The organism is Bradyrhizobium sp. SZCCHNR1043 (genome assembly GCF_032489675.1).
Taxonomy (GTDB): domain Bacteria; phylum Pseudomonadota; class Alphaproteobacteria; order Rhizobiales; family Xanthobacteraceae; genus Bradyrhizobium.
This window is the reverse complement of sequence record NZ_JAUEYN010000016.1, coordinates 40,301-64,764: the sequence shown is the minus strand read 5'-3', so window position 1 is coordinate 64,764 and position 24,464 is coordinate 40,301. Positions and strand designations below refer to the sequence as shown.

The 24,464-nt window shown below is 64.9% G+C and carries 29 protein-coding genes and 1 riboswitch; of the genes, 16 read left to right on the top strand and 13 right to left on the bottom strand.

Going from position 1 to position 24,464, the window contains the following annotated elements:
* Positions 1–41: 41 nt before the first annotated feature.
* The 4 genes from hyi to arr all read left to right on the top strand — a co-directional run bounded on the left by hyi (position 42) and on the right by arr (position 3,096).
* On the top strand, positions 42–833 hold the full coding sequence (hyi, locus tag QX039_RS26605; protein WP_315770440.1) for a hydroxypyruvate isomerase: 792 nt from the start codon (positions 42–44) through the stop codon (positions 831–833).
* A 149-nt stretch (positions 834–982) separates the two neighbouring features.
* Positions 983–1,633 carry a HEAT repeat domain-containing protein gene (locus QX039_RS33100; RefSeq protein WP_409997737.1) on the top strand — a complete coding sequence of 217 codons (651 nt, stop codon included), beginning with the start codon at positions 983–985 and terminating at the stop codon, positions 1,631–1,633.
* 295 nt (positions 1,634–1,928) lie between these two features.
* Entirely contained in the window at positions 1,929–2,561 is a 633-nt protein-coding gene (locus QX039_RS26600) for a glutathione S-transferase family protein (protein WP_315770439.1), read from the top strand.
* A gap of 121 nt (positions 2,562–2,682) precedes the next feature.
* Positions 2,683–3,096: an NAD(+)--rifampin ADP-ribosyltransferase gene (gene arr, locus QX039_RS26595; RefSeq protein WP_315770438.1), complete on the top strand. Its 414-nt coding sequence runs from the start codon at positions 2,683–2,685 to the stop codon at positions 3,094–3,096.
* Between the two features lie 171 nt (positions 3,097–3,267).
* Here the strand turns inward: arr and QX039_RS26590 are convergent, their stop codons facing one another.
* The 4 genes from QX039_RS26590 to QX039_RS26575 all read right to left on the bottom strand — a co-directional run bounded on the left by QX039_RS26590 (position 3,268) and on the right by QX039_RS26575 (position 7,015).
* On the bottom strand, positions 3,268–4,671 hold the full coding sequence (locus tag QX039_RS26590; protein ID WP_315770437.1) for an ABC transporter substrate-binding protein: 1,404 nt from the start codon (positions 4,669–4,671) through the stop codon (positions 3,268–3,270).
* A gap of 240 nt (positions 4,672–4,911) precedes the next feature.
* Positions 4,912–5,313, bottom strand: coding sequence for an Imm1 family immunity protein (locus QX039_RS26585; RefSeq protein ID WP_315770435.1), 402 nt, complete (start codon positions 5,311–5,313; stop codon positions 4,912–4,914).
* 198 nt (positions 5,314–5,511) lie between these two features.
* Positions 5,512–6,192, bottom strand: coding sequence for a hypothetical protein (locus QX039_RS26580; RefSeq protein WP_315770433.1), 681 nt, complete (start codon positions 6,190–6,192; stop codon positions 5,512–5,514).
* Positions 6,193–6,550: 358 nt separating this feature from the next.
* On the bottom strand, positions 6,551–7,015 hold the full coding sequence (locus QX039_RS26575) for a hypothetical protein (RefSeq protein WP_315770431.1): 465 nt from the start codon (positions 7,013–7,015) through the stop codon (positions 6,551–6,553).
* Between QX039_RS26575 and QX039_RS26570 the strand changes: the two genes are divergently transcribed.
* On the top strand, positions 6,978–7,400 hold the full coding sequence (locus tag QX039_RS26570; RefSeq protein WP_315770429.1) for a hypothetical protein: 423 nt from the start codon (positions 6,978–6,980) through the stop codon (positions 7,398–7,400). The two genes, QX039_RS26575 and QX039_RS26570, sit on opposite strands and share 38 nt — an antisense overlap.
* A 575-nt stretch (positions 7,401–7,975) precedes the next feature.
* Positions 7,976–8,365, top strand: a complete 390-nt coding sequence (locus tag QX039_RS26565; RefSeq protein WP_315770427.1) for a DUF1236 domain-containing protein — start codon at positions 7,976–7,978, stop codon at positions 8,363–8,365.
* Positions 8,366–8,416: 51 nt separating this feature from the next.
* Here the strand turns inward: QX039_RS26565 and QX039_RS26560 are convergent, their stop codons facing one another.
* The 3 genes from QX039_RS26560 to QX039_RS26550 form a co-directional block, all read right to left on the bottom strand.
* The gene (locus QX039_RS26560) at positions 8,417–8,770 is read right to left on the bottom strand and encodes a VanZ family protein (RefSeq protein ID WP_315739787.1); all 354 of its coding nucleotides are present in this window, start codon (positions 8,768–8,770) and stop codon (positions 8,417–8,419) included.
* 130 nt (positions 8,771–8,900) lie between these two features.
* Entirely contained in the window at positions 8,901–9,500 is a 600-nt protein-coding gene (locus tag QX039_RS26555) for a thiamine pyrophosphate-dependent enzyme (protein WP_315770425.1), read from the bottom strand.
* Complete coding sequence (locus tag QX039_RS26550) at positions 9,497–10,048, bottom strand: thiamine pyrophosphate-binding protein (RefSeq protein ID WP_315770423.1); 552 nt, start codon at positions 10,046–10,048, stop codon at positions 9,497–9,499. Before QX039_RS26550 ends, QX039_RS26555 begins: the two co-directional genes overlap by 4 nt.
* A gap of 159 nt (positions 10,049–10,207) precedes the next feature.
* On the opposite strand from QX039_RS26550, the gene QX039_RS26545 reads away from it, so the two are divergent.
* From QX039_RS26545 to QX039_RS26535, 3 genes are all read left to right on the top strand, one after another.
* Positions 10,208–11,257 (top strand): hydroxyacid dehydrogenase, encoded by a 1,050-nt coding sequence (locus QX039_RS26545; RefSeq protein ID WP_315770421.1) that lies wholly within the window; start codon positions 10,208–10,210, stop codon positions 11,255–11,257.
* Between the two features lie 33 nt (positions 11,258–11,290).
* Positions 11,291–11,419: a hypothetical protein gene (locus QX039_RS26540; protein ID WP_315770419.1), complete on the top strand. Its 129-nt coding sequence runs from the start codon at positions 11,291–11,293 to the stop codon at positions 11,417–11,419.
* Positions 11,420–11,688: 269 nt separating this feature from the next.
* Positions 11,689–11,901 (top strand): hypothetical protein, encoded by a 213-nt coding sequence (locus QX039_RS26535; protein WP_315739782.1) that lies wholly within the window; start codon positions 11,689–11,691, stop codon positions 11,899–11,901.
* Between the two features lie 8 nt (positions 11,902–11,909).
* On the opposite strand, the gene QX039_RS26530 is transcribed toward QX039_RS26535, so the two are convergent.
* Positions 11,910–12,482, bottom strand: coding sequence for a GNAT family N-acetyltransferase (locus QX039_RS26530; RefSeq protein WP_315770418.1), 573 nt, complete (start codon positions 12,480–12,482; stop codon positions 11,910–11,912).
* Positions 12,483–12,490: 8 nt separating this feature from the next.
* Complete coding sequence (locus QX039_RS26525; RefSeq protein ID WP_315770416.1) at positions 12,491–14,848, bottom strand: Orn/Lys/Arg decarboxylase N-terminal domain-containing protein; 2,358 nt, start codon at positions 14,846–14,848, stop codon at positions 12,491–12,493.
* Positions 14,849–14,991: 143 nt separating this feature from the next.
* Here QX039_RS26525 and cobT point away from each other — a divergent pair, with 143 nt between their 5' ends.
* Genes cobT through QX039_RS26510 form a run of 3 tightly spaced genes read left to right on the top strand, consistent with a single transcriptional unit; the run spans position 14,992 to position 17,356 of the window.
* Positions 14,992–16,047 (top strand): nicotinate-nucleotide--dimethylbenzimidazole phosphoribosyltransferase, encoded by a 1,056-nt coding sequence (cobT, locus tag QX039_RS26520; RefSeq protein WP_315770657.1) that lies wholly within the window; start codon positions 14,992–14,994, stop codon positions 16,045–16,047.
* On the top strand, positions 16,047–16,640 hold the full coding sequence (locus QX039_RS26515; protein ID WP_315770414.1) for a histidine phosphatase family protein: 594 nt from the start codon (positions 16,047–16,049) through the stop codon (positions 16,638–16,640). Before cobT ends, QX039_RS26515 begins: the two co-directional genes overlap by 1 nt.
* Positions 16,637–17,356 (top strand): adenosylcobinamide-GDP ribazoletransferase, encoded by a 720-nt coding sequence (locus QX039_RS26510; RefSeq protein WP_315770413.1) that lies wholly within the window; start codon positions 16,637–16,639, stop codon positions 17,354–17,356. The genes QX039_RS26515 and QX039_RS26510 overlap by 4 nt, the downstream gene beginning before the upstream one ends.
* On the opposite strand, the gene cobD is transcribed toward QX039_RS26510, so the two are convergent.
* A complete protein-coding gene (cobD, locus tag QX039_RS26505; RefSeq protein WP_315770412.1) occupies positions 17,353–18,384 on the bottom strand; it encodes a threonine-phosphate decarboxylase CobD in 1,032 nt (343 codons plus the stop codon). The genes QX039_RS26510 and cobD overlap by 4 nt on opposite strands.
* 22 nt (positions 18,385–18,406) lie before the next feature.
* On the opposite strand from cobD, the gene cbiB reads away from it, so the two are divergent.
* Entirely contained in the window at positions 18,407–19,378 is a 972-nt protein-coding gene (gene cbiB, locus QX039_RS26500) for an adenosylcobinamide-phosphate synthase CbiB (protein ID WP_315770411.1), read from the top strand.
* Here cbiB and QX039_RS26495 read toward each other — a convergent pair.
* Genes QX039_RS26495 through cobU form a run of 3 tightly spaced genes read right to left on the bottom strand, consistent with a single transcriptional unit; the run spans position 19,365 to position 22,024 of the window.
* Positions 19,365–20,858 (bottom strand): cobyric acid synthase, encoded by a 1,494-nt coding sequence (locus QX039_RS26495; RefSeq protein WP_315770410.1) that lies wholly within the window; start codon positions 20,856–20,858, stop codon positions 19,365–19,367. The two genes, cbiB and QX039_RS26495, sit on opposite strands and share 14 nt — an antisense overlap.
* A 4-nt stretch (positions 20,859–20,862) precedes the next feature.
* Positions 20,863–21,471 carry a cob(I)yrinic acid a,c-diamide adenosyltransferase gene (cobO, locus tag QX039_RS26490; RefSeq protein ID WP_315739772.1) on the bottom strand — a complete coding sequence of 203 codons (609 nt, stop codon included), beginning with the start codon at positions 21,469–21,471 and terminating at the stop codon, positions 20,863–20,865.
* Between the two features lie 16 nt (positions 21,472–21,487).
* Positions 21,488–22,024 (bottom strand): bifunctional adenosylcobinamide kinase/adenosylcobinamide-phosphate guanylyltransferase, encoded by a 537-nt coding sequence (gene cobU, locus QX039_RS26485; protein WP_315739771.1) that lies wholly within the window; start codon positions 22,022–22,024, stop codon positions 21,488–21,490.
* Positions 22,025–22,059: 35 nt separating this feature from the next.
* A riboswitch (cobalamin riboswitch) is annotated at positions 22,060–22,253 on the top strand.
* A 118-nt stretch (positions 22,254–22,371) separates the two neighbouring features.
* Here cobU and QX039_RS26480 point away from each other — a divergent pair.
* Genes QX039_RS26480 through cobW form a run of 3 tightly spaced genes read left to right on the top strand, consistent with a single transcriptional unit; the run spans position 22,372 to position 24,460 of the window.
* Positions 22,372–23,004 (top strand): HupE/UreJ family protein, encoded by a 633-nt coding sequence (locus tag QX039_RS26480; RefSeq protein ID WP_315739770.1) that lies wholly within the window; start codon positions 22,372–22,374, stop codon positions 23,002–23,004.
* A gap of 3 nt (positions 23,005–23,007) precedes the next feature.
* On the top strand, positions 23,008–23,403 hold the full coding sequence (locus tag QX039_RS26475) for a DUF1636 domain-containing protein (protein ID WP_315739769.1): 396 nt from the start codon (positions 23,008–23,010) through the stop codon (positions 23,401–23,403).
* 19 nt (positions 23,404–23,422) lie between these two features.
* Positions 23,423–24,460 carry a cobalamin biosynthesis protein CobW gene (gene cobW, locus QX039_RS26470; RefSeq protein WP_315739768.1) on the top strand — a complete coding sequence of 346 codons (1,038 nt, stop codon included), beginning with the start codon at positions 23,423–23,425 and terminating at the stop codon, positions 24,458–24,460.
* The last annotated feature ends 4 nt before the right edge of the window (positions 24,461–24,464 follow it).

Below are 24,464 nucleotides of genomic sequence, written 5' to 3'. Positions count from 1 at the left end.
AGCGACCGCTCTCATTCGAGGACCAATTCGAGGACCATGACATGCCGCGCTTTGCTGCGAATCTTACGATGCTCTTCAACGAGCTTCCGTTCGTCGACCGCTTTGCCGCCGCCAAGGCGGCTGGCTTCAGCGGCGTCGAGTATCTGTTCCCGTATGATTTCGACAAGGCGGAGCTGCGCGAGCAGCTGACGCGCCACGGGCTGACGCAGGTGTTGCACAATCTGCCCGCCGGCAATTGGGCCGCGGGCGAGCGCGGCATCGCGATCCTGCCGGATCGCGTCGACGAATTCCGCGACGGCGTTCGTCGCGCCATCGAATACGCGCGGGCGCTCGACTGCCGCCAGGTCAACTGCCTCGTCGGGATAGCGCCTGATGATGCCGACCCGCGCGAGCTCAACCAGGTGCTGGTCCGCAACCTGCGCTTTGCCGCAACCGCGCTGAAAGCGCAGGGGATCAAGCTCTTGATCGAGCCGATCAACACGTTCGACATTCCCGGCTTTGTCCTCAACCGCACCGCCCAGGCGCTGCAGCTGATCTCGGAGGTCGAGTCCGACAATCTGTTCGTCCAGTACGACATCTACCACATGCAGATCATGGAGGGCGATCTGGCCCGCACGATGCAGAAGCATCTCGCCCGCATCGCGCACATCCAGCTCGCCGACAATCCGGGCCGCCACGAGCCCGGCACCGGCGAGATCAACTACGCCTTCCTGTTCCGCCACCTCGATGCGATCGGCTATCCCGGCTGGATCGGCTGCGAATACAAGCCGCGGGCGACGACCGCGGAGGGACTTGGCTGGCTGACGGACCGGGCGATCGTTCCGGCCGGCTGAGCTTGATTCCTTGGTCCCTTCACCGGCCTTTTCCAGTTAATGTCTGCGAGCCGACGTCGCCAGCGTCGGCTGAAAAGTCCGCGTTGGGCCAATTGCAGAACTGCCCCGCTTGGTGCAACAGTAGAACAATCCTACATTGGAACGCTGTCGTGTCCTGCAATTCGCCCTCCGGCGCGCACCCGCCGACTACCCACCAAGTCATACGCAAACTCGCCTTGCAAGAAGGTGCGGCGGCACTAAAGGCACTGGCCAACGCAGCCGGACTCGAAGATCAATTTGAACGACGGGCGGCTATTGATGCAATCGGACGTCACCCACATGGGCGCGAGTTGCGCTCTATCATTTTGAGGGCTCTCCGTGATCCATCAGAATACGTTGTGCGCACAGCGTGTGAAGTCGTCGCACAATGGGAGTTGCAAGAGGCGCACGAGCTTGTGGTAGCTCTACTGGCAAATCCATCCAAAGCGACACGGCAAACCGCTATTCGCACGCTGGGTACAACCTGGGTCGATGCAGATTTTCCGACGGTGTTTCGCATCTACAACGACGCCTCGGAAAATGAAATTCGGCGCGAAGCTGCTTGGGTCCTGCGGCAGCGAGCCCACTCTGCCCATTGGCGAACGCTTTTCGATGCATTCCAAGTTGATGAGCTTGCCCGACACCGGCAATGGGCTTGCGAGTTAGCCGAGAAGTTTTCAGTCCCTGACATTCTACCAGTGTTGTCACAGCTGTCCTCGGACGTCGACGGTCACGTTCGAAAGGCAGCGTGGCGGGCTATCCAAACACTTTCGAGCCGCTGATCCCAGCTCGTTTCGTAGGCTTAGGATGCCCGCTGCGGGTCAAATGCAGCCATTGAGGGCCTTGGTCGCCTGCTTCTGCTTCAGACCTGAAAGCGGGCTGTGCTCCCACCTGTTTGGACGGTTTGGGATGGGCTAGCCGCCGACATCTTTAGTGCGTCTTTTCATCTTCGAGTCTGATCATGATGTGCTGCGCCAAGCCGGAGTTCGAGGAGCCGCTGAGAAAATCTCCGGCCGCATGTCGGGCTGACGAACGGAGGGCCGTCCTGGGAGCGGACAACGGAGGAGGTTGCGAACGATGATCACGGTGTTCGGAGAGGGCAGAGGCTTCCGCGTCGTATGGCTGCTGGAAGAGATGGAACTCCCATACCGGCTTCGGGACGTGGACCTCCTGGCCGGGGTCGAGAACGACGCCGAGTTCCTGGCGATCAATCCCGCCGGATTCATTCCGGCGATCCGCGATGGCGATGTCACGATGGTCGAGTCCGTTGCGATCATGGAGTACATCCTGGGGCGGTATGGGCCGACAGCGCTGGCGCCCGCGGCACATGATGTTGCTTTTCCTGCCTACCAGCAGTTTCTCCACCTCGGTGAGGCCGGCCTCGCAGCCTCGCTTTATTTCGTTTCGGGAGCCCGGCACCTTGCGCCTGAAAGCGAGCGCAACAACTGGAGCGCGCGTCAGGCGATGAACGTGTTCACGACCCGATTGAGCCTGGTGACGCGACAGCTGGAGCGCGGGCCCTACATGGCCGGCGATGCGTTCACCGCGGCGGACATCTCCGTAGGCTACGCGCTCGAGATGGCGCGGAAGAACGCCGGTGTCGTATTCGGGGATACGGTGCAGGCGTACATGACGCGGCTGCGCGCCCGTGCCGGCTATCAGCGGGCGCTGGAGACGTGCCAGGCCACGCGGCGCTGGTGGACTAGCTAGGTGGCGGAACGAGAGAGGCGGGTAGCTCGCCGACAGAGTCTTCAACCGACGAAACGATCATTTGCATTCGACTGCCGCTCCGCGACAGATGACGAGTGCTGGAAACCCATCGAGGTCACCGATGTCATCTGTTGCGACCGTGTTTGCACAATCCTTCTTTCACGGCACGCGAGCCGATTTGCGGCCGGGCGACATGATCGCGGTCGGATATGTCTCCAATTTCACCGACGCGGAGCCGCTGTCCTGGGTCTACTTCACGGCCACGCTGGACGCGGCAATCTGGGGCGCCGAGTTGGCTGCCGGTGACGGACGGGGACGGATCTACGTCGTCGAGCCCACCGGTCCGTTCGTCGACGACCCGAACCTGACGGACAAGAAGTTCCCGGGAAATCCGACGCGGTCTCATCGATCCCGCGCGCCGCTGCGCATCATTGCCGAGGTCGTCCTGTGGCAGGGGCACGCGCCGGAGGTGGTGAAGCAGATGAAGGAGGGCGTTGCGCGCGCGATGACCGAAGGGCCGGGCATCATCGACTGAACGGCGCGGCGGCATCGCACTGGCGTCGATCCGTCGCGCCCGATGGCTGTTTGCGGACGCTGCTACGCGCTCGCCACGCGGCGTCCTCCGTCCAGAACATCGGAAAAGTCCGGTGGCAAGGTCCGTTCGAACTGGTGTCGACTCACGAAATCTCCTCCTCATGAGCCGAGCCTATCGCCGAGAGGCGAGGGTTGGACCTGTCGTCCATGATTGATCGGAGGCGCCGCTCTGCAGCGTCGCTCGCCTTTCGGCGACGGCATGGTTGAAGAGTTCGAGGACGAGGCCGAATGCCGCCAAGTCCTCCTGTTCGATGGCTCCATCGTCATAGCCCTTGAGGGTCTCGGCGATGATCCCGTCGACCTCCCGTTGCCAGGTCAGCAGATCGTGTTCCGAGCCGGCATTGCGCACCTCCGACACCGCCGCAAGAATGCGGTTGCGGCCGCTGGTGTTGTCCTCCAGTTCATCCCGGTTCAGATAGCGGCGCAGCCATTCGGCGGCCGAACCGATGCCGGAAAGAACGAGCAAGGCGAACCAGAAGTAGTCGCTGTACTTGTCCAGAAAGGTTCGCTCCGTGCCGTTGATCACCGCCGCGGCGCCTCGATGCACGGAAGGCTCGGTCTCCTTCTCCGTGTCGGGTTTCATGATGTGCGAAGCGCCGGCGAGGCCTTGCGTGATCGTGTCGCGGACCGCGAAAAGCTGCCGGTAGAAGGCCGCCGCCTTGGCTTCGGAGAGCCCCTTCTTGGCCAGGATCAGGTGATTGACGCTGATCGTGTCGACATTGTCCTCCGGCCAGGCTGGTTTTGCATTGAAGACGCTGGCTGGAATTTCCTCGGCCTCGTAGCGCGGATGCTTCAGGGCAATGGCCTCCGATGCTTCGATCGGAAGAAACGTCGGAGCTCCGCGGGCTCGGGAGGTCGCGGTGATCGCGTCCACCGTGATCTTGCTGTCGAGCGGACCGACGGCGAGATACGCATCGAGGGTGGGGTCTTGCGCAAGCTTCTCGACCTCGTCTGTCCCGAATTGAGCCGTGGCGACCTTATCGGGTTGCACGCCGGACCCCTCCAGAATGGTCTGGAGCACTGCGACATTTGCTCCGGTCCGCCCGATGATGCCGACCTTGTGACCTGCCAGATGGGCGATATCTGCGATCTTGCCGCTGGCCTTCTGCTTGGGCTCGTTGCCGCGTCGCCCGGAGGGCGACCACAGCACGACATAGTTCTTGCGTAGGACCGCCAGTGTTTGCGCATCGGGCGGCATGCCGAGGTCGCCGCGGCCGACCGCCAGATCGGTTTTGTCGGCGGCCAGCAGGGCCAGGGATTCAGCCGCTCCGCCGGTCGTGATCGGGGAGAGCCGGACGGTCCTGCTTTCCTCACCGAAGGCGTCGGCCATCGCCTGGACCACCTTGTGGTCGTCACTCCCCGCCGGTCCGACGGCGATCCGGAGAGCTTCGGGCTGCAAGACGTAGAACAGGCCCGCCGCGGCGGCGCCAAAGGCGATAAATCCCAAGGCCAGCACGATCAGCAGCCTTCGTTGACGGCGGTCGTGAGCACTCCTGACCACATCGGACGATGACATCAGCGGACCCCTTGAGAAAACGCGTGGCGGCTCCAAGCGCACTGGAACTTGGGCGAACCGGTGTCAACCCGGAATGTTCCGCCGCGGCCGGCGAGAGTTGATGAAAGCAAGCCTTGGTGGGTCGCTTGGGGTCAAAAGGGGCCCTGAGGCACTCCGGCGCCTACTTCCGATCGGGCCCGAGAGCGGACATTCTCAGCGCCACTCCGGAAGGTCCGGAACGGGCCATATGCAGACAGTCGATCACGTCTCCATCCACTCTATCGACTTCGGGAGCGTCTCAGATTCAGCAAACTCTTGAGCGGCAATTAGGCCCTTTTCAAAGGGTATCACATATTTGCGCGGAAACTCCGTGTGATGAGCGAGCCCGACGTAGCAAGTCATAACCGGATGCGTGCTGGACTGATCGCCGCGACTTACATAGTACGGCGGATTGTGGTGACCGAACTGAAAAGCGAGGACGGTCTCGTCGCCACCCACGACCAACGCAAGATCATTGCCGTTTGGGGCCTGGAGGGAGATGATGTTCAACGTGTCCAGCGTTCGCGCTTCGTCGCGAGCCATGCGGATTACTCTTTCAAATTCTGCAAGCGTTGAGACCCGCACGGCCTCCTCGGCATCGTGAACGATAATCGAAAGATCCACGATCTAGCTCCCCTGGTGGCCGCCCTCGGCTGGACAATATCCGTTGCTCCGCAGTCCGTCATTGCGTCCGCTGTGGGTCAAAAGCCGCCTTTCGGTCCCGCCGTGGATTACTTCCGGTTGAGCCCCCCGAGCGGACATCACACGCGACGATCGAAAGGTCCGAGATGGGCCACAAGCTGACGTCCTTGGGGTACGAGGTCATCGAATTGAAACACTGGCTGAGCGTCGTGTGAAGCGGCGAATCCCGTTGAGTAGAGTCCTCGCCCTAAACACTAGAGCTATAATCCATTCTGGCATTCCCAGATGACGAAGAATCTCCGCATGGCCCTGATCTATTTTCTGCCACATGTTTTGGTCGGTATAGGATGTGTCCTTCTCATTGTGTCGGTCGAGCCTCCAAGTGATCTCTTCGTGCAGGGCGTCGACTCCTGACAAATGCCGAGCAAAATCAAGTTCTCTTCGAGCGCAAATCCGTTCGATCCGGTGGCGGGCCGCTTCGTCGTAGCGGATACCCCATTTCTCCAGCCTGGCATGGGTCGCCTCGTGTACAATCGCGGTTGCGATCCATTCGATCGATGCGTTTTCAGAAGCCATGACGCGTTCGTCCAGCAAGCAGGCGTTCATCGAATGCCGATAGCAACCGGCTCCGTGCGGAACGAGCGTCACCCAAATTCGAGATAGGTTATTCTTGACACGCTGGTAGTGAAGTGGGGCGTACTGTTCAATCAGATGAAGCGCCGCTTCGACGCGCTGGAGATCTGGCTCCGAATCCGATTGAGAACTTCCGATCCAAAGACCATCTGTAATGCGGCCTGTCGACACCCACAGTGCAAATCGATCAGCCAGAGAGAGTATTGTCGCCGGGGCGGCGCGAGACATGGGACAACCATCGCTTCGGACTATGTTAGGATATCTTCAAACTAGTCGGTGGGGCCACTTCCGCCCATTTACACGCTTAATAGTGATTTATCGATTGCTTAGGCCACGTCCGCAATGGGTCAGAAGCAGACATGGCAGCTTTACGAGGTGAGCCCGCAATATCGCCGATAAAGCGCAAGCTGCCGTTGAGGCGCAAAGCCGTCAAAATCACCGGCGCGTTTACAGTCCTTTAGCAATTCAAGAAGCGGCTCGGCTTCAGACTCGGTATTTGAACCCAACTCTTGGGTGGCCTCGAGCCCGGCCGCTGCGAGGTCGTCTCGTCATGGTGACCCGGCGCAGCATCATTCGTGGGCACTGGCTACCGTGGCTGGCCGCGTCCACCTTCGACATCGGTGGTGCAGGGCCGATACAGCGCTTGGAGTTGCCGGCCGCGGAGGTAGATCGCGCGCGCGGTCATGCCGCCGTGTCGCGTAATCCATTGCCTGACCGCGGGTGGGTAACGATCATAGAGCATCTGCGTGGCTTCAGGGTTGGGAATTGCCTTCCCATCGGGCCCAGGATTGTCCGCGACCCTGAAGCCGAACACGGCTCTTGGGGTCACGCAGATGCTGTCGTGGGGAATGTACGCCAGCACGAGCGTGCAGGCGCCGGCGCAGATCCCGTCGATGATGACGGACGCGCCGAAGTCGCGTAAAAGTTTGAACCTGTCGATATAGTTTCCGATCCGCCCGCCCTGATCAAAAACAATGCGCACGGCGGCATGACTCGGTTGCATGCTCCCAAGCATGAACGCCGCGACCAGCGTCACCCTCACCAGCTTCATCTGTCCATCATCCGATCGATCGAACTCCATCGCCTTGCGCAATAACGGCTGCCGGTTCCGCTTTGGTCAAGAGCTGTCTGCCGACCATTCCACGATTAGCTTCGATGTGGCCTCCAGCGCAGACATCGCCGGCATCGACCGGGAAGGTCGTGACGGGCCAGAAGCGATCCGAAGAACAAGGGTTGCGCGCTCGTCGGGCAAATCAGTCTGGGCACTTTGTACGCACGTGGTTGAAACGCGCGCCGCCAGGGCTACGGCACGCCGCATCGGACGAATCGAATTTATCCACGAAATCAAGCTGATCTCGCGCACATCGCTGCGAAGCCAAGAAAGTGCTTTCCATTTTTCAGAAATCATGCATCATGTGCGCATCCTGCCTCGATGAGAGGGACGTTGCGCGCGATCGTCACGACACGTGGGGCAGGGATGCGGTGGCCGTGAGATGTCGCAGCATGTGCTTGCGCATGCAGACGAACGACACATCACGGACGCGAAGTCGTGTGGTCCTGGCCTCCCGGTGCCGAGGTCAAGCGCGCGGCGAGGGCTCATGCCCTCGCGCGAGCGACGGGGTCAATCAGCCGGTCCCCGAGGAGAGCGCGAAAGAAGCGTTAAGACCGCCGCGCAGGGAATGCCGGTTGATCGGCTTTGCCTGTGGTACCTGCCGCCTGCATTTTTTTCAGCAGGCGGGCCATGGGTGAGGCCTTCACCCGGCATTCCCTGCGCCCTCTCGATTCATCGAAGGGCCGTCGATCGTGGGACTCGGGCGTGATCCGCCGCGAGAGTGCGAACCTGCGCGTGGTTGTTTGAAACGTGGATAGCAACTGAGCACTTCTGTCGTCCTCGACGAGTTCGAGGTTTTGTTCCCGGTGGCATGATGAAGTTTCGGCCATTTGGAACCGGAACTGCAGGCGATCCCTTGGTGTTGATCGGCATCTCGAAAGCACTGGAGGAGAGACAATGATGAGAACCCGTCTTGCCGTTTCGCTGATCGCCACCTCGCTGCTGGCGTCGGCCGCTGCGTTCGCACAGTCCACGACCGTCGAAGGTGCCGCCAATGGCGCTGCGGCCGGCGGCGCCGTTGCCGGTCCGGTCGGCGCCATGGTGGGTGGAACGGTCGGCGCCGCCGTCGGTGCTGGCCTGGAAATTCCGAACGCGGTGATCAACTCGATCGAGGCCGAGCGCGCGCCGTCGGTGGTCGTCCATGAGCGCGTCGTGGTCGGCGAGCCGCTGCCCGCCACCGTCGAGCTGCGTCCGGTGCCGCGCTACACCGAGTATCGCTACGCCGTCGTAAACGATCGCCGCGTGATCGTCGATCCGCGCACGCGCCGCGTCATCAAGATCATCGAGTGATCTGACGTTCTGACGACAGGGGCCTCGTCGCATCAGCGGCGGGGCCTCTCGTCATGCGGTCTGCGTGCGGATCTGTCGGATGAGCCAGTCGATGGCCGCGGACAGGCCGAATCCGAGGCAGGCGGCCGCGGCGTCGACGATGAAGTCTTCCAGCCGCGCGTGACGTCCCGGCGCCAGGAACTGCGAGAGTTCGAGTGCACCGATCAGGATCACCGCAATCCCGGTGGTCAGCAGCCGATGACTGCGATAGGCGAGGCCGAAGGCAAGGCCGATCAGGATGAAGGCGAGGGCGTGTTCGCCGTCCTGTCCCAGGTGCGAATGTGGCCTATAGTTGGGCGGGCCCAGCGTTGCGAAGGCAACGGCTGCGGCGAGCAGCCAGGCCGAGAGGCGAATGACGATCATCATGGACGCTGCTTAGCACGTTCCGGGCCACGAACCGGGGTCACGGTCGCTTGAGGCACCGGTTTAGTTAACGTGGCTCGGAAGCCGGAACATGGCCTTCTCATCGTACCGCGAACAGCTTTCGTCCGGCGCCTCAGATCGGCTGCCGGACTCCCAGACCCTGCATGAAGCGCTCGCGGATCTGTGCCGGATCGCGCCTGGTGGCGCCCACACCGGGCTTGTCGTCGATCTTCGCCGCAATCAGCACCGGGCCGGGCGTCTCGAGCGCAAGAGCGATCAAGCGTTCGAAATCTTCCTCGTCTGCGGCCCAATGGCTGGCGCCGATGCCGCAGCCGGCGGCAATGGCGACGATGTCGGCGTTCCGGGCCGGCGTCGGCTGGCTGCCGGTGATCTGGTAGACGCCGTTGTCCATGACGATGATGGCCAAATTCTTCGGCGCCAGCGTGGCAATCGTGGTCAGGCAGCCCAGTTGCATCAGCAGCGAGCCGTCGCCTTCGAGCGCGAACACAGGGCGTTGCGGCTGCGCCAGCGCGACGCCGAGCGCGATCGGGCAGGCCAGCCCCATGCTGCCGAGCATGTAGAAATTCTGCGGCCGCTGGCCGGCGGCCCACAGGTCGAAATTGGTGTTGCCGATGCCGCCGATGACGGCTTCCTCGTGCTTGAGCTTCGCGACCAGACGGCAGGTGAGGTCGTAGCGGTTCATGATCTTGGTGTTGCTGTGAGGGGCGCTCATGCGAACACCTTTCCGCCGGTGAGCAAAGGCGAGAGGATGAGCGCCACCGGCGCCTGGGTCGCCACCGCCTGCTTGATCGAGCGGTCGACGACGAATTCGAGCTCGTCGAGCCGCGTCATGGTGTGGTGCTCCATGGCCAGTGCATCGAGCACTGGCCGCATGGTTCGGCACACCAGCGACTGGCCGACATTGAACTCGCCCAGCGTGCCGCGCTCGGACACGATCATGATCAGCGGGATTTGGCAGGGCACGATCAGCGAGGCCAGCACGTTGGCGAGCGTGGCGAAGCCCGAGGTCTGCATCAACAGCGCGCCGCGTCGGCCGCCCATCCAGGCCCCAGTGAGAATGCCGACCGCTTCCTCCTCGCGCGCCGTCGCAAAGGTCGTGAAGAACGGATCGTCGTGCAGGTTCTGGATCAGTGGCGTCAGCACCCGGTCGGGAACGTAGGGGATGAGGTCGACGGCGTTGTGCTTGAACGTCTGCAGCACGATCTCGTGCCAATTCGGCACAGCGGTTGCTGATCGCGCCGCATCGGCATCGGCGGCCATTGCTGTTCCTCCGGTCGTTCCTGATGGGGGCCCGGCGCACGGGGCTTGGCGCTGAGCTTGACGGCACCGGAACGATTGTCAACATGCCGGCCCGGCCGGTCAGGCATCCACCTTTCAAGTCCGAAATCAAGAACCAAGAAACCAGGAGGTCGGCTGTTCATGGTCACGAATTCCAAGCGCGTCTTCTACGTCAAATACCTGGCCCACCCGATCTTCAGCGAGCTGCTCGCCGCGCGCCCCGACGTCCGGCTCGACCGGCTGGAGAACGAGAGCTCCGAGGCCGAGACGGCGGCGATCCTCGCGGCGGCTCACGCCTACCAGATCGGGGCGGCCCGCGACGAGCTCGCGCCGCGCTTCCACGTCGATGCAGACCTGCTGCGCCGCGCCCCAAACCTCCTCGTCGTGTCCAGCAACGGGGCCGGATACGACCCGGTCGACGTCGACGCCTGCACCGAGGCCGGGGTCCTCGTCGTGAACCAGTCCGGCGGCAACGCCCATTCGGTGGCGGAGCACACGCTCGGCATGATGCTGACCCTGTCGAAGCGCATCATCCAGTCCGACCGCCGGCTGCGCCGGGAGCGCGACGTCAACCGCAACGATTTGATCGGCAACGAGGTGCAGGGACGGACGATCGGCATCGTCGGGCTTGGCAATGTCGGCCGCCGGGTTGCCGAGCTGTGCCGCGGCATCCTCGGCATGACGGTGCTGGCCTATGACCCATATCTGTCGTCCGATGAGATCGCCGCACGCGGCGCGGAGAAGGTGGAACTCGATGACCTGATGCGGCGCTCAGATTTCGTCTCGATCAACTGCCCGCTGACGAAGGAAAGCCGCGGCATGATCGGTGCCCGCGAGTTCGCGCTGATGCAGCCTAGCGCCTATTTCGTCACCACCGCCCGCGGCTTCATCCATGACGAGGAGGCGCTGTTCGCCGCGCTCAGCGAAAAGCGCCTCGCCGGCGCCGGGCTCGACGTCTGGGCCAAGGAACCGCCGCCGCCGGACCATCCGCTGCTGCAGCTCGACAACGTGCTGGCGAGCCCGCACACCGCCGGCGTGACGCGGGAGGCGCGGCAGAACATGGGCCGGATCGCGGCCGAGCAACTGCTCGCCGCGCTCGACGGCGGCCGGCCGCCGCGCCTGATCAATCCCGAGGCCTGGCCGCGCTACAGCGCTCGTTTCCGCGAGGCGTTCGGAGTGACGCCCTCGTAGCCAGGAGAGAAGTGATTGCGGGGAGAAGATTTCATGCGTCGCAAGCTGCGACGCAGCAATAAATCTTCTCTCCAGGGCGGCTTCGGCGAAGCGGACATTGCTATTTTCGGAGCCGTCTCGACAGCCCGGTGGTGGCTGATCATTTTTCCAGGGGCGCCATGAGCTTAGGCCACGTTTTTCGCTCGGCGCGGAAGGGAAATTGGTCCGATGCGCCGGTTGAACGCCATCCTGAAGTCGACCCACGGCCGCGTCCGTCGCGCCGTCTCGGAGTTCGTCGCGATCGCCGCCGCGAGCCTGCCTTCGGTGGGCGCCTGAGCGCCGGTTCCACCGCTGCGTCAAATATTTGCATCGGCCGCTTGATATCGGTGAACAGCGGGAGGAGAAGCGCGGTAACATCACCTTCGAGCACTGCGTGAGAGGCAGGAGGTTGCATGTCGCGCTATGTCATCCATTTCATGAAGGACGTGCTGGGCGAGAATGGCCGCCAGTGCGAGATATGCCAGAGCACGTTGGAGGTTGAGGCCGACAGCGAAGGCGAAGCCGCAGAAATCGCAAAGTCCAGATTCTGTAAACAGCAGGAGGTGCGCGACTGGTCGCTGCATGCCGACCGCATTGAGGTGAAGGCGGCCGACTTTCCGTCCTGACCTGCGGCTCAGCGGCCCATCCCAGCCGGTGCGTCGCTGGCCCCGGGGCCAAGCGAGCGCTGCACCATCACGGTGTCGCACCAGCGGCCGAAACGGTAGGCTACTCCTGGCAGCAGCCCCACCCTGACGAACCCGAAGCGCTCATGAATGCCGAGCGAGGCGACATTATCGGCGTCGATATAGCCGATCATCTGGCGATATCCGGCCGCGGCGGAAGCATCGATCAGCGCCTGCATCAGCAGCCCGCCGACACCACGGCCGAGATGCTCATGGTGGACATAGATCGAATGCTTGACCGCGAACCGGTAGGCCGGCCGCTTCCTGAACAAGACGACATAGGCATAGCCCACGACTTCGCCGCGGAATGTCGCGACCAGATGTGGCAGCCGATGATTTCGCAGATTCTTGCGCCGCTGCTTGAGGTCGTCCGGCTCGGGCGCCCCGGAACCGGCGGCGCTGTCCTCGACCCCGCGGCGGACATGCCGCCGGTAGATCGAGAGCATGGCCTCGACATCCTCGTCGCGTGACGGCCTGACGAGGACCGGCGGCTCGGTGTCGCGAGCCGTGATCGCGCTGTCCATGGTTCGAATTACTCTGCGCAGACATAGGTATGGAGCCGGATCCGGCCGGACTCGTCGAGCTCCTTATACAGCCCCTGTATTTCGACCTCGAAACCGGGATAGGCGTTGAACGCCCGCTCGAACATCTTGAGGTAATCGATCATCGGCTGGGCGCGGTCGGATAGCCGCTCGCCCGGAACGATGGTGGCGATGCCCGGCGGATAGACCACGAAGGGGGTCGTCGCAATGCGGTCGGAGATGCGATCGATCGGCAGGTAGTCGACCTCGTTGCGCATCAGCGCACGCGCCGCCTCGCGTGGTGACATCGCGATCTCCGGCATGTGCTGCGGCTGGAACTGCTTTGCCTGCAGCGCGCTCACCTCGGCTTCGCGGTAGAAGCGGTGCATCTCGGCGCAGAGGTCGCGCAGCCGCAGCTTGCCGTAACGCGCAAAGCGCTTGCGGGTGAACTCCGGAATGGCGTCCTCCAGCAGCACGTTGTCATCGTGGAGCCGCTTGAAGGCGACCAGGCCACTGATCAGGGTTCCCGCCTTGCTCGCCTCGACCCCCGGCGTCAGCAGGAACAGCAGCGAGTTGAGATCGTTCTTCTCCGCCACGATGCGGTTCTCGCGCAGATATTGCGCGACGATCGGAGCCGGGATGCCGTGATCGGCATAGCCGCCGGTGGCGCGATCGAAGCCCGGGGTCAGCAGGGTCAGCTTGTTCGGATCGGTCATTGCGAAGCCGGGGGCGAGATCCGGAAAGCCGTGCCATGCCGCGCCCGGCGTGAGCTGCCACAGCGCGGTATCGGTCGCGAGCTGGTCGGTCGAGATCGCCTCCCAGGCCACGTCATGGCTAGCCCCGGGATTGGCCGCATCGGGGATCGACACCCGGTCCGGCACGAACGGCTCGAAGAACCAGCGCCGCGCCGGATCCTTCTCCTTCTCCTCGAATTCCCGGCGCATCGCCCTGATCTTCTTGCGCAATTCGATTCCGAGCCGGATCGTGTCGTCCCACAGCACCTCACCGGAGCGGCCCTTCATCATCTGCGCGCCGACGTCCAGCGAGGCGAACAGCGGGTAGAACGGCGAGGTCGAGGCGTGCTGCATGAAGCTTTCGTTGAAGCGGCGATGCTCGACCCGCCGCCGCTGGCCCTTGATGTGGCGGTCCTTGACGTGGATCTGCGAGGCCTGGGAGAAGCTCGCGAGCTGCTTGTGGGTCGATTGCGTGGCGATGATGCCGGGGGCGTCGGGTCCGAGGTCGCCGAGGCCCATGGCGAAGCGGCCGGCGTAGAGCGGGTGGAATTTCATGAAGCCCGCCCAGGCCTCGTCGAACATGATGTAGTCGCAGAGGTGCCCGATCCGCTTCAGGATCATCTCGGCGCTGTGGATCGTGCCGTCATAGGTGCACTGCTCGACCACCGCGACGCGGAACGGCCGCTCCTTGCGCCAGGCGTCGGGGTCCTTGACCAGCGGGTTGTCGCGGATCTGCTGTCGCAGATGCTCTTCGTCCAGCAGATCCCAGCGCATCGGGCCGATCAGGCCCCAGGGGTTGCGAACCGTTGGGACGTAGATCGGGACGCCGCCCGAAATCAGCAGCGCGCCGTGATGAGCGGCCTTGTGGTTGTTGCGATCGAACAGCACGAGGTCGCCGTCGGTGACCAGGGCCCCGAGCACGACCTTGTTGGAGGTCGAGGTACCGTTGAGGACGAAATAGGTCTTCTCGGCGCCGAAGATCTGCGCGGCTTCCTTCTGCGCGCGCAGCGCCGGCCCCTCATGGGTCAGGAGATCGCCGAGATCGAGCACGGAATTGTCGAGATCGTCGCGGAACACGGCCTCGCCGAGATGCTCGACGAAGACCCGGCCGATCGGGCTGCGGCTATAGAACACGCCGCCATTGTGCCCGGGGCAGGTCCAGAGCTGGTTGCCTTCCTCGGCATAGTCGACCAGCGCGCCGAAGAATGGCGTCTTCAGCGTCTCGGCATATTGCTTCAGCCGGCTGACCAGGTTCTTGGCGATGAAGGCTGGAGTCTCCTCCGACAGGAAGACGTATCCGTCGATGAAGTCGAGCACCTCGACCGGCAGATCCTCGAACCGCTTGCGGCGGATCAGGAGGATGATCGGGAAGTCCAGTCCGCGACGGCGCATCAGGTTGATCAGCGACGCCGTCTTGCCTTCCAGGCCCTTCTTGCCCCAATCGACGACCATGCAGCCGATCGCGGCATCCGTCTGCACGGCGATCTCGGCGTCCTCCAGCTTGCGGGCGCGCACCACCTCGAAGCCCGAGCGCTGGATCTCCTCGATGATCTGGTTGAAGCGGAGCCCCGCAAGGTCGTCGGTCTCGAACACGGGCGCGGCGAACAGGAAGGTGAAGCGGCGGAAGTATTCCATGAGAGTCTTTCGGGCTGGGTGGGCAGCCACCTGTCGTCACGTTCGATGACGCTTCGATGACAATAGGACGCCTCACGGAGCTTGTCTCGGCCGCCTCGCAGTGGCAATCGTCCCGAACCCGAGTGACGCTGAAAGGATCCGTGGTGCTTCCCGAATGGATCAGCCTTGATTGTGTGGCGCCGTCCGAGCTCCATCGGCAGGCAGCGCTGGAACGCCAGGCCCAGTTGACCAAGCCGTTTGGCGCCCTTGGGCGATTGGAGCAGGTGGCGGTCGATCTGGCCGCGCTGCAGGCGTCGGAACGTCCAGGGGCCGACCGGGTGCCGGTGGTGCTGTTCGCAGGCGACCACGGCATCGCGGCGCGGGGGGTCTCGGCCTATCCGCCCGAAGTCACGGTCCAGATGCTCCACAACTTCGCCGGCGGCGGTGCGGCGATCTCGGTGCTGTCGCGCAGCCTCGGCTGTCCGCTGGAGGTGGTCGACGTCGGCACGCTGGCGAGCGAGCCGGTGCCCGGCGTGATCGTCGACAAGCCGCGGCGCGGCACGCGCGACTTCAGCACCGAGGCGGCGCTGACGCTGGAGGAGGTCGCGTTTGCGGCCGAAGCCGGACGGCGCGCGGTGGTGCGGCAGGCCGATCACGCGCCGCAACTCGTGATCTTCGGCGAGATGGGGATCGGCAACACGACATCGGCGGCAGCGATTGCCGCCGCGCTGCTGTCATGCGCGCCCGCGGACATCGTCGGCAGCGGCACCGGGCTCGACGCCGACGGACGGGCCAGGAAGGCTGCGGTGATTGCCGATGCGTTGGGGCGACACGGGCTCACGACGGGCGCGGCCGTCCCGGACGTCCTGGCCGCCGTCGGCGGTTTCGAGATCATTGCGATGGCCGGCGCGATCGTCGCCGCCGCGCAGCGGCGCTGGCCGGTGCTGGTCGACGGCTTCATCGTCTCTGTCGCGGCGCTGGCCGCCGTCCGCCTCAATCCCTCCTGCCGTCCGTGGCTGCTGTTCTCGCATCGCTCGGCCGAGCGCGGCCACGCCATCGTGCTCGACGCGCTCGGTGCCCGTCCGCTGATCGACCTCGATCTGCGGCTTGGCGAGGCCTCGGGCGCCGCCACTGCGCTGCCGATCATTCGGTTGGCCTGCGCGCTCCACGGGGGCATGGCCACCTTTGCGGAGGCCGCCGTCTCGGGAGCCAAGTCCTGATGCGGATCGATCTGCTGCGGCACGGGACGACAGGACGGGACGGCTATCTCGACGGCCGCACCGACCCACCGCTCAGCGAGCCCGGCTGGGATCAATTCCGGCGGCAGACGCAAAGCCGGATCTGGCACAGTGTCGTGAGTTCGCCGTTGGCGCGCGCACGTGCGGCAGCGGAGGATTATGCCCGGCAGACCAACTGTGCGCTGGACATCGATGCGGATTGGAGCGAGCTCGATTTCGGACGCTGGGACGGGCGGACGCATCGCGACATCGCCGCGGAGCCCGGAGGCGAAGCCTTGCTCGACACCTTCCATGCCGATGCTGAGGTCCGGGCGCCGGACGGTGAGAGCTGGTCCGATTTGCAGGCGCGAGTGGCGCGCGCAACACATCGTATCCTTGTCCGGCCCGAGCCTGCGCCGGTTCTCGTGGTGACCCATGGCGGCGCCATGCGCGCAGCGCTCTCGCAGCTACTCGGATGGCCGCTGCGCCAGCTGTGGAGCCTGCGCATCCGGCCCGGCACGCGGATCACGCTCGAAGCGGGGCAGGGCGATGATGGTGTACCTTGGGGCGAAATCGTCGAGATCATCCAGCCATGATGCTTCGTGAATTCTGGATCGCATTGCAATTCCTGACACGGCTGCCGACACCGCGGGTCGCTGAGTTACGACCGGACGATCTGGCGCGGGCGTCGGTCTGGTTTCCGGCAGCCGGACTGGTGATTGGCGCCTGTCTGGCGCTGGTCGCCCGCCTTTTTCATGATGCCGATCCGTGGATCGTCGCGCTGACCGTGCTGGTCGCCTGGATCGGGATCACCGGCGCGCTGCATCTCGATGGGCTCGGCGACGTCGCCGACGCGTTCGGCGCCTCGCATGGCAAGCCGGAACGCTTCATCGCCGTGCTGGGCGATCCCCATGCCGGCAGCTTTGCCGTCGTCGCGATCAGCTTGCAGATCGCCGCCAAGCTGGTGCTGATCGCCGAGCTGGCGACGGGCCCGACGGCCTGGGCGCTGGTGCTGATCCCGGCCTGGGCACGCTGGGGGACTTTGATCTGCAATAAGACCCTGCTGTCGTTGAAGCCGGGGCTGGGGGCGAGCATCTCGAACAGCGTCGGCTGGAACGTCATCGTCGCCTGGGGCGGCGCACTCGCGATCGGCGCGCTGGCCGGCGCGGTGCCGACGCTGATCGCGATTGGTCTCGTTCCGGGAATCGCGTTCTATTGGCAATGGCGGCTCGGCGGCATCACCGGCGATTGCCATGGCGCCAGCATCGAGGTCACGGAAACGCTGCTGCTTGCCGCCTGCGTGCTCGGTTAGAAGGCATCGCCGAGCGCCGGCGCCAGCCGGTGCCACTCGGACGCATTGCCCGGCAGGCCGAAGCGCAGCCAGCTCGGCTGAGCCGGAAAGCGCCTGACGTGGATGCCGTGCCGGGCGAGCCGCTCGGCGATGTCAGGCGCGTTCGGCGATGTGATCAGCCTGAACAGCGGCGTGCCGCCGTTGACCGCGCAGCCGGCCTTGCTCAGAAGATCGTCGATGCGCTGACAGTCGTTCGCCAGCCGCGCGCGTGTCTGCTCCAGCCAAGCAGCGTCGGCCAAGGCCGTCGTTCCGATCGCGAGCGCAGGTCCGGATACGGCCCAAGGACCGAGCTCGTCGCGGAGTCGGCGGACGACGTCAGCGGAGCCGATCGCGAAACCGAGGCGGACGCCGGCAAGGCCGTAGGTCTTGCCGAACGAGCGCAGCACGATCGTCGCCGGCGGCAGGTCGGCTGCGAGGCTGGCGTCGGCGGGACAAAGATCGATGAATGCTTCGTCGACGATCAGCAGGCCGTCGCGCCGGCGCAAGGTCGCGGCCAATCCGACCAGCACATCGCGGGGCAGCAGGCGGCCGGTGGGATTGTTGGGATTCACGACGACGGCAACATCAGCATCGGCGAGCGCATCGACATCATCGACCAGACCGACGCGATGCCCACAGCGGCGCCAGCACAGCGCATGCTCCTCGTAGGTCGGGGCGAGCACGGCAACCCTCGAGCGTGGGCGCAGCCGCGGCAGGATCTGCAACAGCGCCTGCGTGCCGGGCGCGGTAACGATCATTTCGGGCCCCGCCACGCCATAGCGCGCAGCAGCCGCTGCGCGCAGCGCGTCGTCTTCGGCCTGGGCCGGCAAGCGCGCCCAACTTGCGGGCGGAATGGTCGGCACCGGGTAGGCGACGGGATTGATGCCAGTCGACAGATCGATCCACGGCTGTGGCGCGTCCGGATAGCGACGGCTGATCGCAGCGAGATCGCCGCCGTGAAGGATCGCTTCCGGCTGGTCCGCGCCCGTGCTAGTCGCTCTGTCGTCCATGTCTGTCCTTCAGCGGAGATCGATGTTCGTCTCTCTCGCGCTCACGGCGCTCCTCGTCGAGGCGGCGGTCGGTTATCCCCAGGTCCTGGTGCAGCGGATCGGTCATCCCGTGATGTGGGTGGGCGCGCTGATAGCATGGGCGGACCGCCGCTGGAACGGGGCAGCAGACGGCTTTGCCGCGCGACGAGCCCGCGGCGTCGGGCTCGTCTGTCTGCTCGTGGCCGGCATGATGACCATCGGCCTCGCCGCAGCGTGGGTGATGCAGGCGGTCGTGGGCGAGCCGGTCGCAACGATCGTCCTTGGTGTGGCGGCAAGCAGCCTGCTGGCCCAGCGCAGTCTCGACACGCATGTTGCGGCGGTCGCGGAAGGACTGGAGCAGGAGGGGCTCGAGGGCGGCCGCAGAGCCGTCTCGATGATCGTCGGCCGCGATCCCGATCGGCTGGATGAAGCCGGCGTTGCGCGGGCCGCGGTCGAGAGCCTGGCAGAAAACTTCTCCGATGGCGTCGTCGCGCCCGTGTTCTGGCTCGTCGTCGGCGGGCTGCCGGGCATCCTGATCTACAAGGCTCTCAACACCGCGGACAGCATGATCGGCCATCTCTCGGACCGGCACCGCGCGTTCGGCTGGGCGGCGGCGCGGCTCGACGATCTCGTCAACCTGCCGGCCTCGCGCCTGTCCGCGCTGTGGATCGCAGCCACTGCGGCCTGCATCCCGAGCGCCTCGGCTTCGGCCGCGGTGCGAGCCGTTGCACGTGATGCGTCGAAGCATCGTTCGCCCAATGCCGGCTGGCCGGAAGCGGCGATGGCTGGTGCGCTCGGACTGCGCCTGGCGGGGCCGCGCGTCTATCACGGTCATCTCGTCACCGATGCCTGGATGGGCGACGGGCGCGCCGATCTCGACGCGTCCGACATCCGGCAGGCCTTGCGGCTGTATCGGCTGGCCTGTCTGGTTCAGGCCCTGGTCGTCGCAGGACTCGTCCTGGTCAGGATCCTGTAGCCGCCACGGCCGGCGCGGGCTTGCTCGCCAATGCGAGGATTCGGTCCACGTCAACGTAGCGCTCGAGATGCGCCGCGAGTGCATCCAGCGTCGTGTCCACATCGGTCTCATAGGCTAAGCCGCTCGTCGTCGCGCCGAGGCCGCGCAGCCAATGGGCGCGCAGGCCATCATCGGCGAACAGGCCATGCACATAGCAGCCGGTAACCAGGCCGTTCGCTGCGATGGCGCCATCGCGACGGCCGTCGGAGAAGGTTAGGAAGGGGCTCTGTGTCGCCGGTCCGTCAGTGCGGCCGATATGCATCTCGTAACCGCGGAACGACAGCTGATCTTCCGTTAGCGTGCCCTGGACCTCGCGCAACGCCTTGTCATCGGTCAATGTCGTTTCGACGTCGAGCAGGCCAAGTCCCGCGACGGAACCAGGTGTTCCCTCGTGCCCATCGGGATCGCTGATCACACGCCCCAGCATCTGATAGCCGCCGCAGATGCCGAGCACGCGGCCGCTGCGGCGCAGATGCGCGGCCAGATCGATGTCCCAGCCGGCGTCGCGCAAGGCGCTGAGATCGGCGATCGTGGCCTTCGAGCCCGGCAGGATCACCATCGATGCGTCGCCGGGGATCGGCGTGCCAGGCCGCAAAAACTGCAGATCGATTCCATCTTCCAGCCGTAACGGATCGAACTCGTCGAAATTGGAGATGCGCGGGTAGGCGAGGATGACGACCTTCGGCCGTTGTCCTCCCGATGATCCGCGTTCAGCCAGGCCAAGCGCGTCCTCCGCTGGCAGGCGGCGCGCATCCGAAAAATGCGGAATGAGCCCGAGCGATGTCCACCCCGTCCGCTTCTCGATCTCGTTCATGCCTGACGCAAACAAGGCCGGATCGCCGCGAAACTTGTTGACGAGGAAACCTGCCACGCGCGCGGCATCGTCCGGCGGGATCACAGTCCTGGTGCCGACCAGGCTCGCAATCACGCCGCCCCGATCGATATCGCCGATCAGCACCACCGGAATCTGCGTCGCTTGCGCAAAACCCATGTTGGCGATGTCGCCCGCGCGCAGGTTGATCTCGGAGGCGGAGCCTGCGCCTTCGACCAGCACGATGTCGGCATCCGCTGCGAGGTGATGGAAGCTGTCGAGCACGGCCGCCATCAGTTGCGGCTTCATCGCCTGATAGGCGGATGCCTTGGCGTTGCCGATGACGCGACCCTGAACCACGACCTGCGACCCGATCTCGCTCTGCGGCTTCAGCAGCACCGGGTTCATGTGCACCGTCGTCGGCCGCCGCGCCGCGCGCGCCTGCAGCGCCTGGGCACGGCCGATCTCGCCGCCGTCTGCGGTGACGGCGGCATTGTTCGACATGTTCTGCGGCTTGAACGGCGCCACCTTGAGGCCGCGCAATGTCAGCGCGCGCGCGAGCCCCGCGACGATCAGCGATTTGCCGACGTCGGAGCCGGTGCCCTGGAACATGATGGCGCGCGCGCTCATGAGCCTAGTACTCGATGCCTTCCTGCGCCTTCACGCCGGCTGCGAAGTGATGCTTCACGAGGTTCATCTCGGTGACGAGATCGGCGGCCTCGATCAGCTCCGGCTTGGCGTTGCGCCCGGTGACGACGACGTGCAGATCGGGACGGCGCCCTGCGAGCGTGGCGACGACGTCTGCGATATCAAGGTGATCATAGCGCAGCGCGATGTTGAGCTCATCGAGGACGAGCAACCGGATCGACGGATCCGCCATCAGCTCCTTTGCCTTCGCCCAGGCACGTTCGGCCGCGGCGATGTCGCGCGCGCGATCTTGCGTCTCCCACGTAAAGCCTTCGCCGAGCGTGTGCCACGACACCTGGTCGCCGAACCGCTCGATCGCCTTGCGCTCGCCGGTTTCCCACGCGCCCTTGCCGAACTGCACGACGCCGATGCGAAAACCGCGGCCGAGTGCGCGCAGCATCAGGCCCCAGGCCGCCGTCGATTTGCCCTTGCCCTTGCCGGTGTGAACGATCAGCAGGCCCTTTTCGACGGTCTTCGAGGCGACCTCGGCATCCTGCACCGCCTTGCGGTTCTCCATCTTCGCCTTGTGGCGTGAATCGTCGGCGCTTTCGGTCATCGGCATGTCCTTCCCGTTACTTCAATGTCAGCGGCAGGCCGGCCGCCATCAGGATCACGCGATCCGCTAAGGCCGCGACGTCCTGGTTCAGTCGCCCCTGCGCATCACGGAAGGCGCGGGCAAGCGCATTGTCCGGCACGATGCCGAGTCCGACTTCGTTGGACACGGCCACGATGGGGCCAGGCGCGTCCCTGAACGCCTCGATCAGCTCGGCGCATCGTGCCGGAACGTTCATGTCGGCGAGCATCACATTGCTGAGCCACAGCGTCAGGCAATCGATCAGCATCGGCGCGCTCGAATTTGCCCGTGCACGGACCAGGCCTGCAAGATCATGCGTGGTCTCCAACGTCTGCCATCCCTCGGTGCGGCGCGCTTTGTGCTGCGCGATTCGGTCCTTCATCTCATCGTCGAACGCCTGCGCGGTCGCAACATAGGTCCAAGGTGCGGGAAGGGCGGTCACGAGCGCCTCTGCATGGCGGCTCTTGCCGGAGCGCGCGCCGCCGAGCACCAGGGTGAGGCGCGGCAGGGCGGGATGCGGGCGGGCGGGGACCATGGGGGACGATTCCGATTGACGGGCTTTGGCGCGACCCGTATCTAACAGATGACGGTTCTCCGAAAGGAGAGATTTAGGGAACACGGTGCGGGTTCTTGACCCAAGGCCGTGGCTGCCCCCGCAACTGTAATCGGCGAGTGTGAGGCCAAAGCACCACTGGGAAACCGGGAAGGTGGCTTCATGCGGTGACCCGAGAGCCAGGAGACCTGCCGTCGACATTGCTGTTGGCCGACCCGTCGCGCGGGGAGTCGCGATGCTGGTTCTGATCCCGCCGGGATGGGCGGGATGCCGTCGGATGCAGCGCATCGTCCGGTCCTCTGGGGAGCCGGCAAGCGACGGAGACGGCCATGAAGTTGACCCGTACCACGACCTTTGCAGCCGCGAGCCTGGTGCTGCTCGCCGCCGATCCCGCCTTCGCGCATCACATGATGGATGGCAAACTGCCGCAGACGTTTGCGCAGGGCCTGCTGTCCGGCCTCGGCCATCCTGTGATCGGAATCGACCATCTGGCCGCCATCGTCGGTGCGGGCATCGTTGCAGCGCTTCTGGGCCGCGGCTTCGCGCCGGTGCTCGCCTTCACCACAGCGATGATCGCGGGCGTCGGCCTTCATGTGGCCAAGGCCAACATCCCGGCTGCCGAGCTGCTGGTCGGCCTGACCACCGTCGTGGTTGGGCTGGTGGTGGTGATGCGTGGCGGTTTCGGCGTGCTGCCCGTCGCCGGCCTGTTCGCCGTGACCGGCCTCGTCCATGGATATGCGCTGGGTGAATCGATCGTTGGGGCAGAGAACACCCCGCTCGGGGCCTATCTCGTCGGTCTGCTCGTGATCCAGACCCTCATCGCCGCCGGCGCGTTCCTCGGCACCAGGCTGCTGTCGGCGAAGGCCAAGGCGGCTGCGCCGCTGGCGCTGCGGCTCGCGGGCGCTGCCATCGTGCTGGTGGGTGGGGTCGCCGCGGCGACGGCGGCCGGCGTGATCGGCTGATTGATGACCGCATCGGAGACTGGTGAGACGACGCTGTTCGTCTGCGTCACCTGCCGTTCGCAGGCGACGGAACCTACGCCGCCTGATCAGCCGCGGGCCGGAGCCCGTCTGCTCGCCGCGATCGAGACGTTGCCGACCGCGCAGCGCGCCGGTGTCGCCGTGGTCGGCGTCGAGTGCCTGTCCAACTGCAATCGTGCGTGCACGGTTGCAGTGACGGCGCCGGGCAAATGGACCTACGTGCTCGGCGCGCTCGATCCGGATCTGCATGTTCAGGATGTGCTGACATTCGCGCAGCTGCATCAGCGCCATGACGCCGGCCTGCCGGCCTGGCGCGAGCGTCCCGAATACATCCGCAAGAACACCGTTGCGCGCGTTCCCGCGCTGTCAGCACCACGCTGAAACGAGAGATCGTATCGCCATGACGAAGTCGTTCGCCAAGACGCCTTGCACCATCGTCACCGGTTTCCTCGGCGCCGGCAAGACCACGCTGGTGCGCAACCTGATCGAGACCGCGAATGGCCGCCGGCTCGCCATCATCGTCAACGAGTTCGGCGATGTCGGCATCGACGGCGACATCCTGAAAGGCTGCGGCGTGCCGGACTGTCCGGAGGATCGCATCGTCGAGCTGTCGAACGGCTGCCTGTGCTGCACCGTTGCCGATGATTTCGTGCCGGCGCTCAGGAGCCTGCTGGATCAGAAGGAGCCGCCCGAGCATATCGTGATCGAGACCTCGGGGCTCGCGCTGCCGAAGCCGCTGGTGCAGGCCTTCAACTGGCCGGAGATCGCGACGCGCGCCACCGTCGACGGTGTGGTGGCGGTCATCGACGGCCCGGCGGTGGTCGCCGGCCGTTTCGCCGACGATCCCGACGCGCTCGCCGCGCAGCGCGCCAGTGATGCTTCGCTCGATCACGACAACCCGCTGGAGGAGGTCTATGAGGACCAGCTGCTGTGCGCCGATCTCGTCGTGATGAACAAGAGCGACCTGATGAGCGAGGAGCAGCGCAAGGATGTCGCGGCCGAGATCACGGCGAAGGTGCAGCGTGCCGTCAAGGTGATCGCGACGGAGCACGGCAGGCTGTCGGCTTCAATTCTGCTCGGGCTCGGTGCCGCAGCGGAGGACGATCTCGCGGCCCGACCGTCACATCACGACAACGAGGCCGAGCACGACCACGACGATTTCGAGAGTTTCGTGCTCGACGTTCCGGCGCAGGCTTCGCCCGATGCGCTCGTCGACCGCATCGCGGCCGCCGTCGACGCGCATGACGTATTGCGCGTGAAGGGGTTCGTGGAAGTCGCCGGCAAGCCGCTGCGCCTCCTGGTGCAGGCCGTCGGCAACCGCATCCAGCATCAGTTCGAGCGCCCGTGGCGATCCGGCGAATCGCGGCAGGGGCGGCTGGTGATCATCGGCGAGCGCGGCCTCGATGCCGCCGCCATCCAGAGCCTGATCACAGGATAGGCGG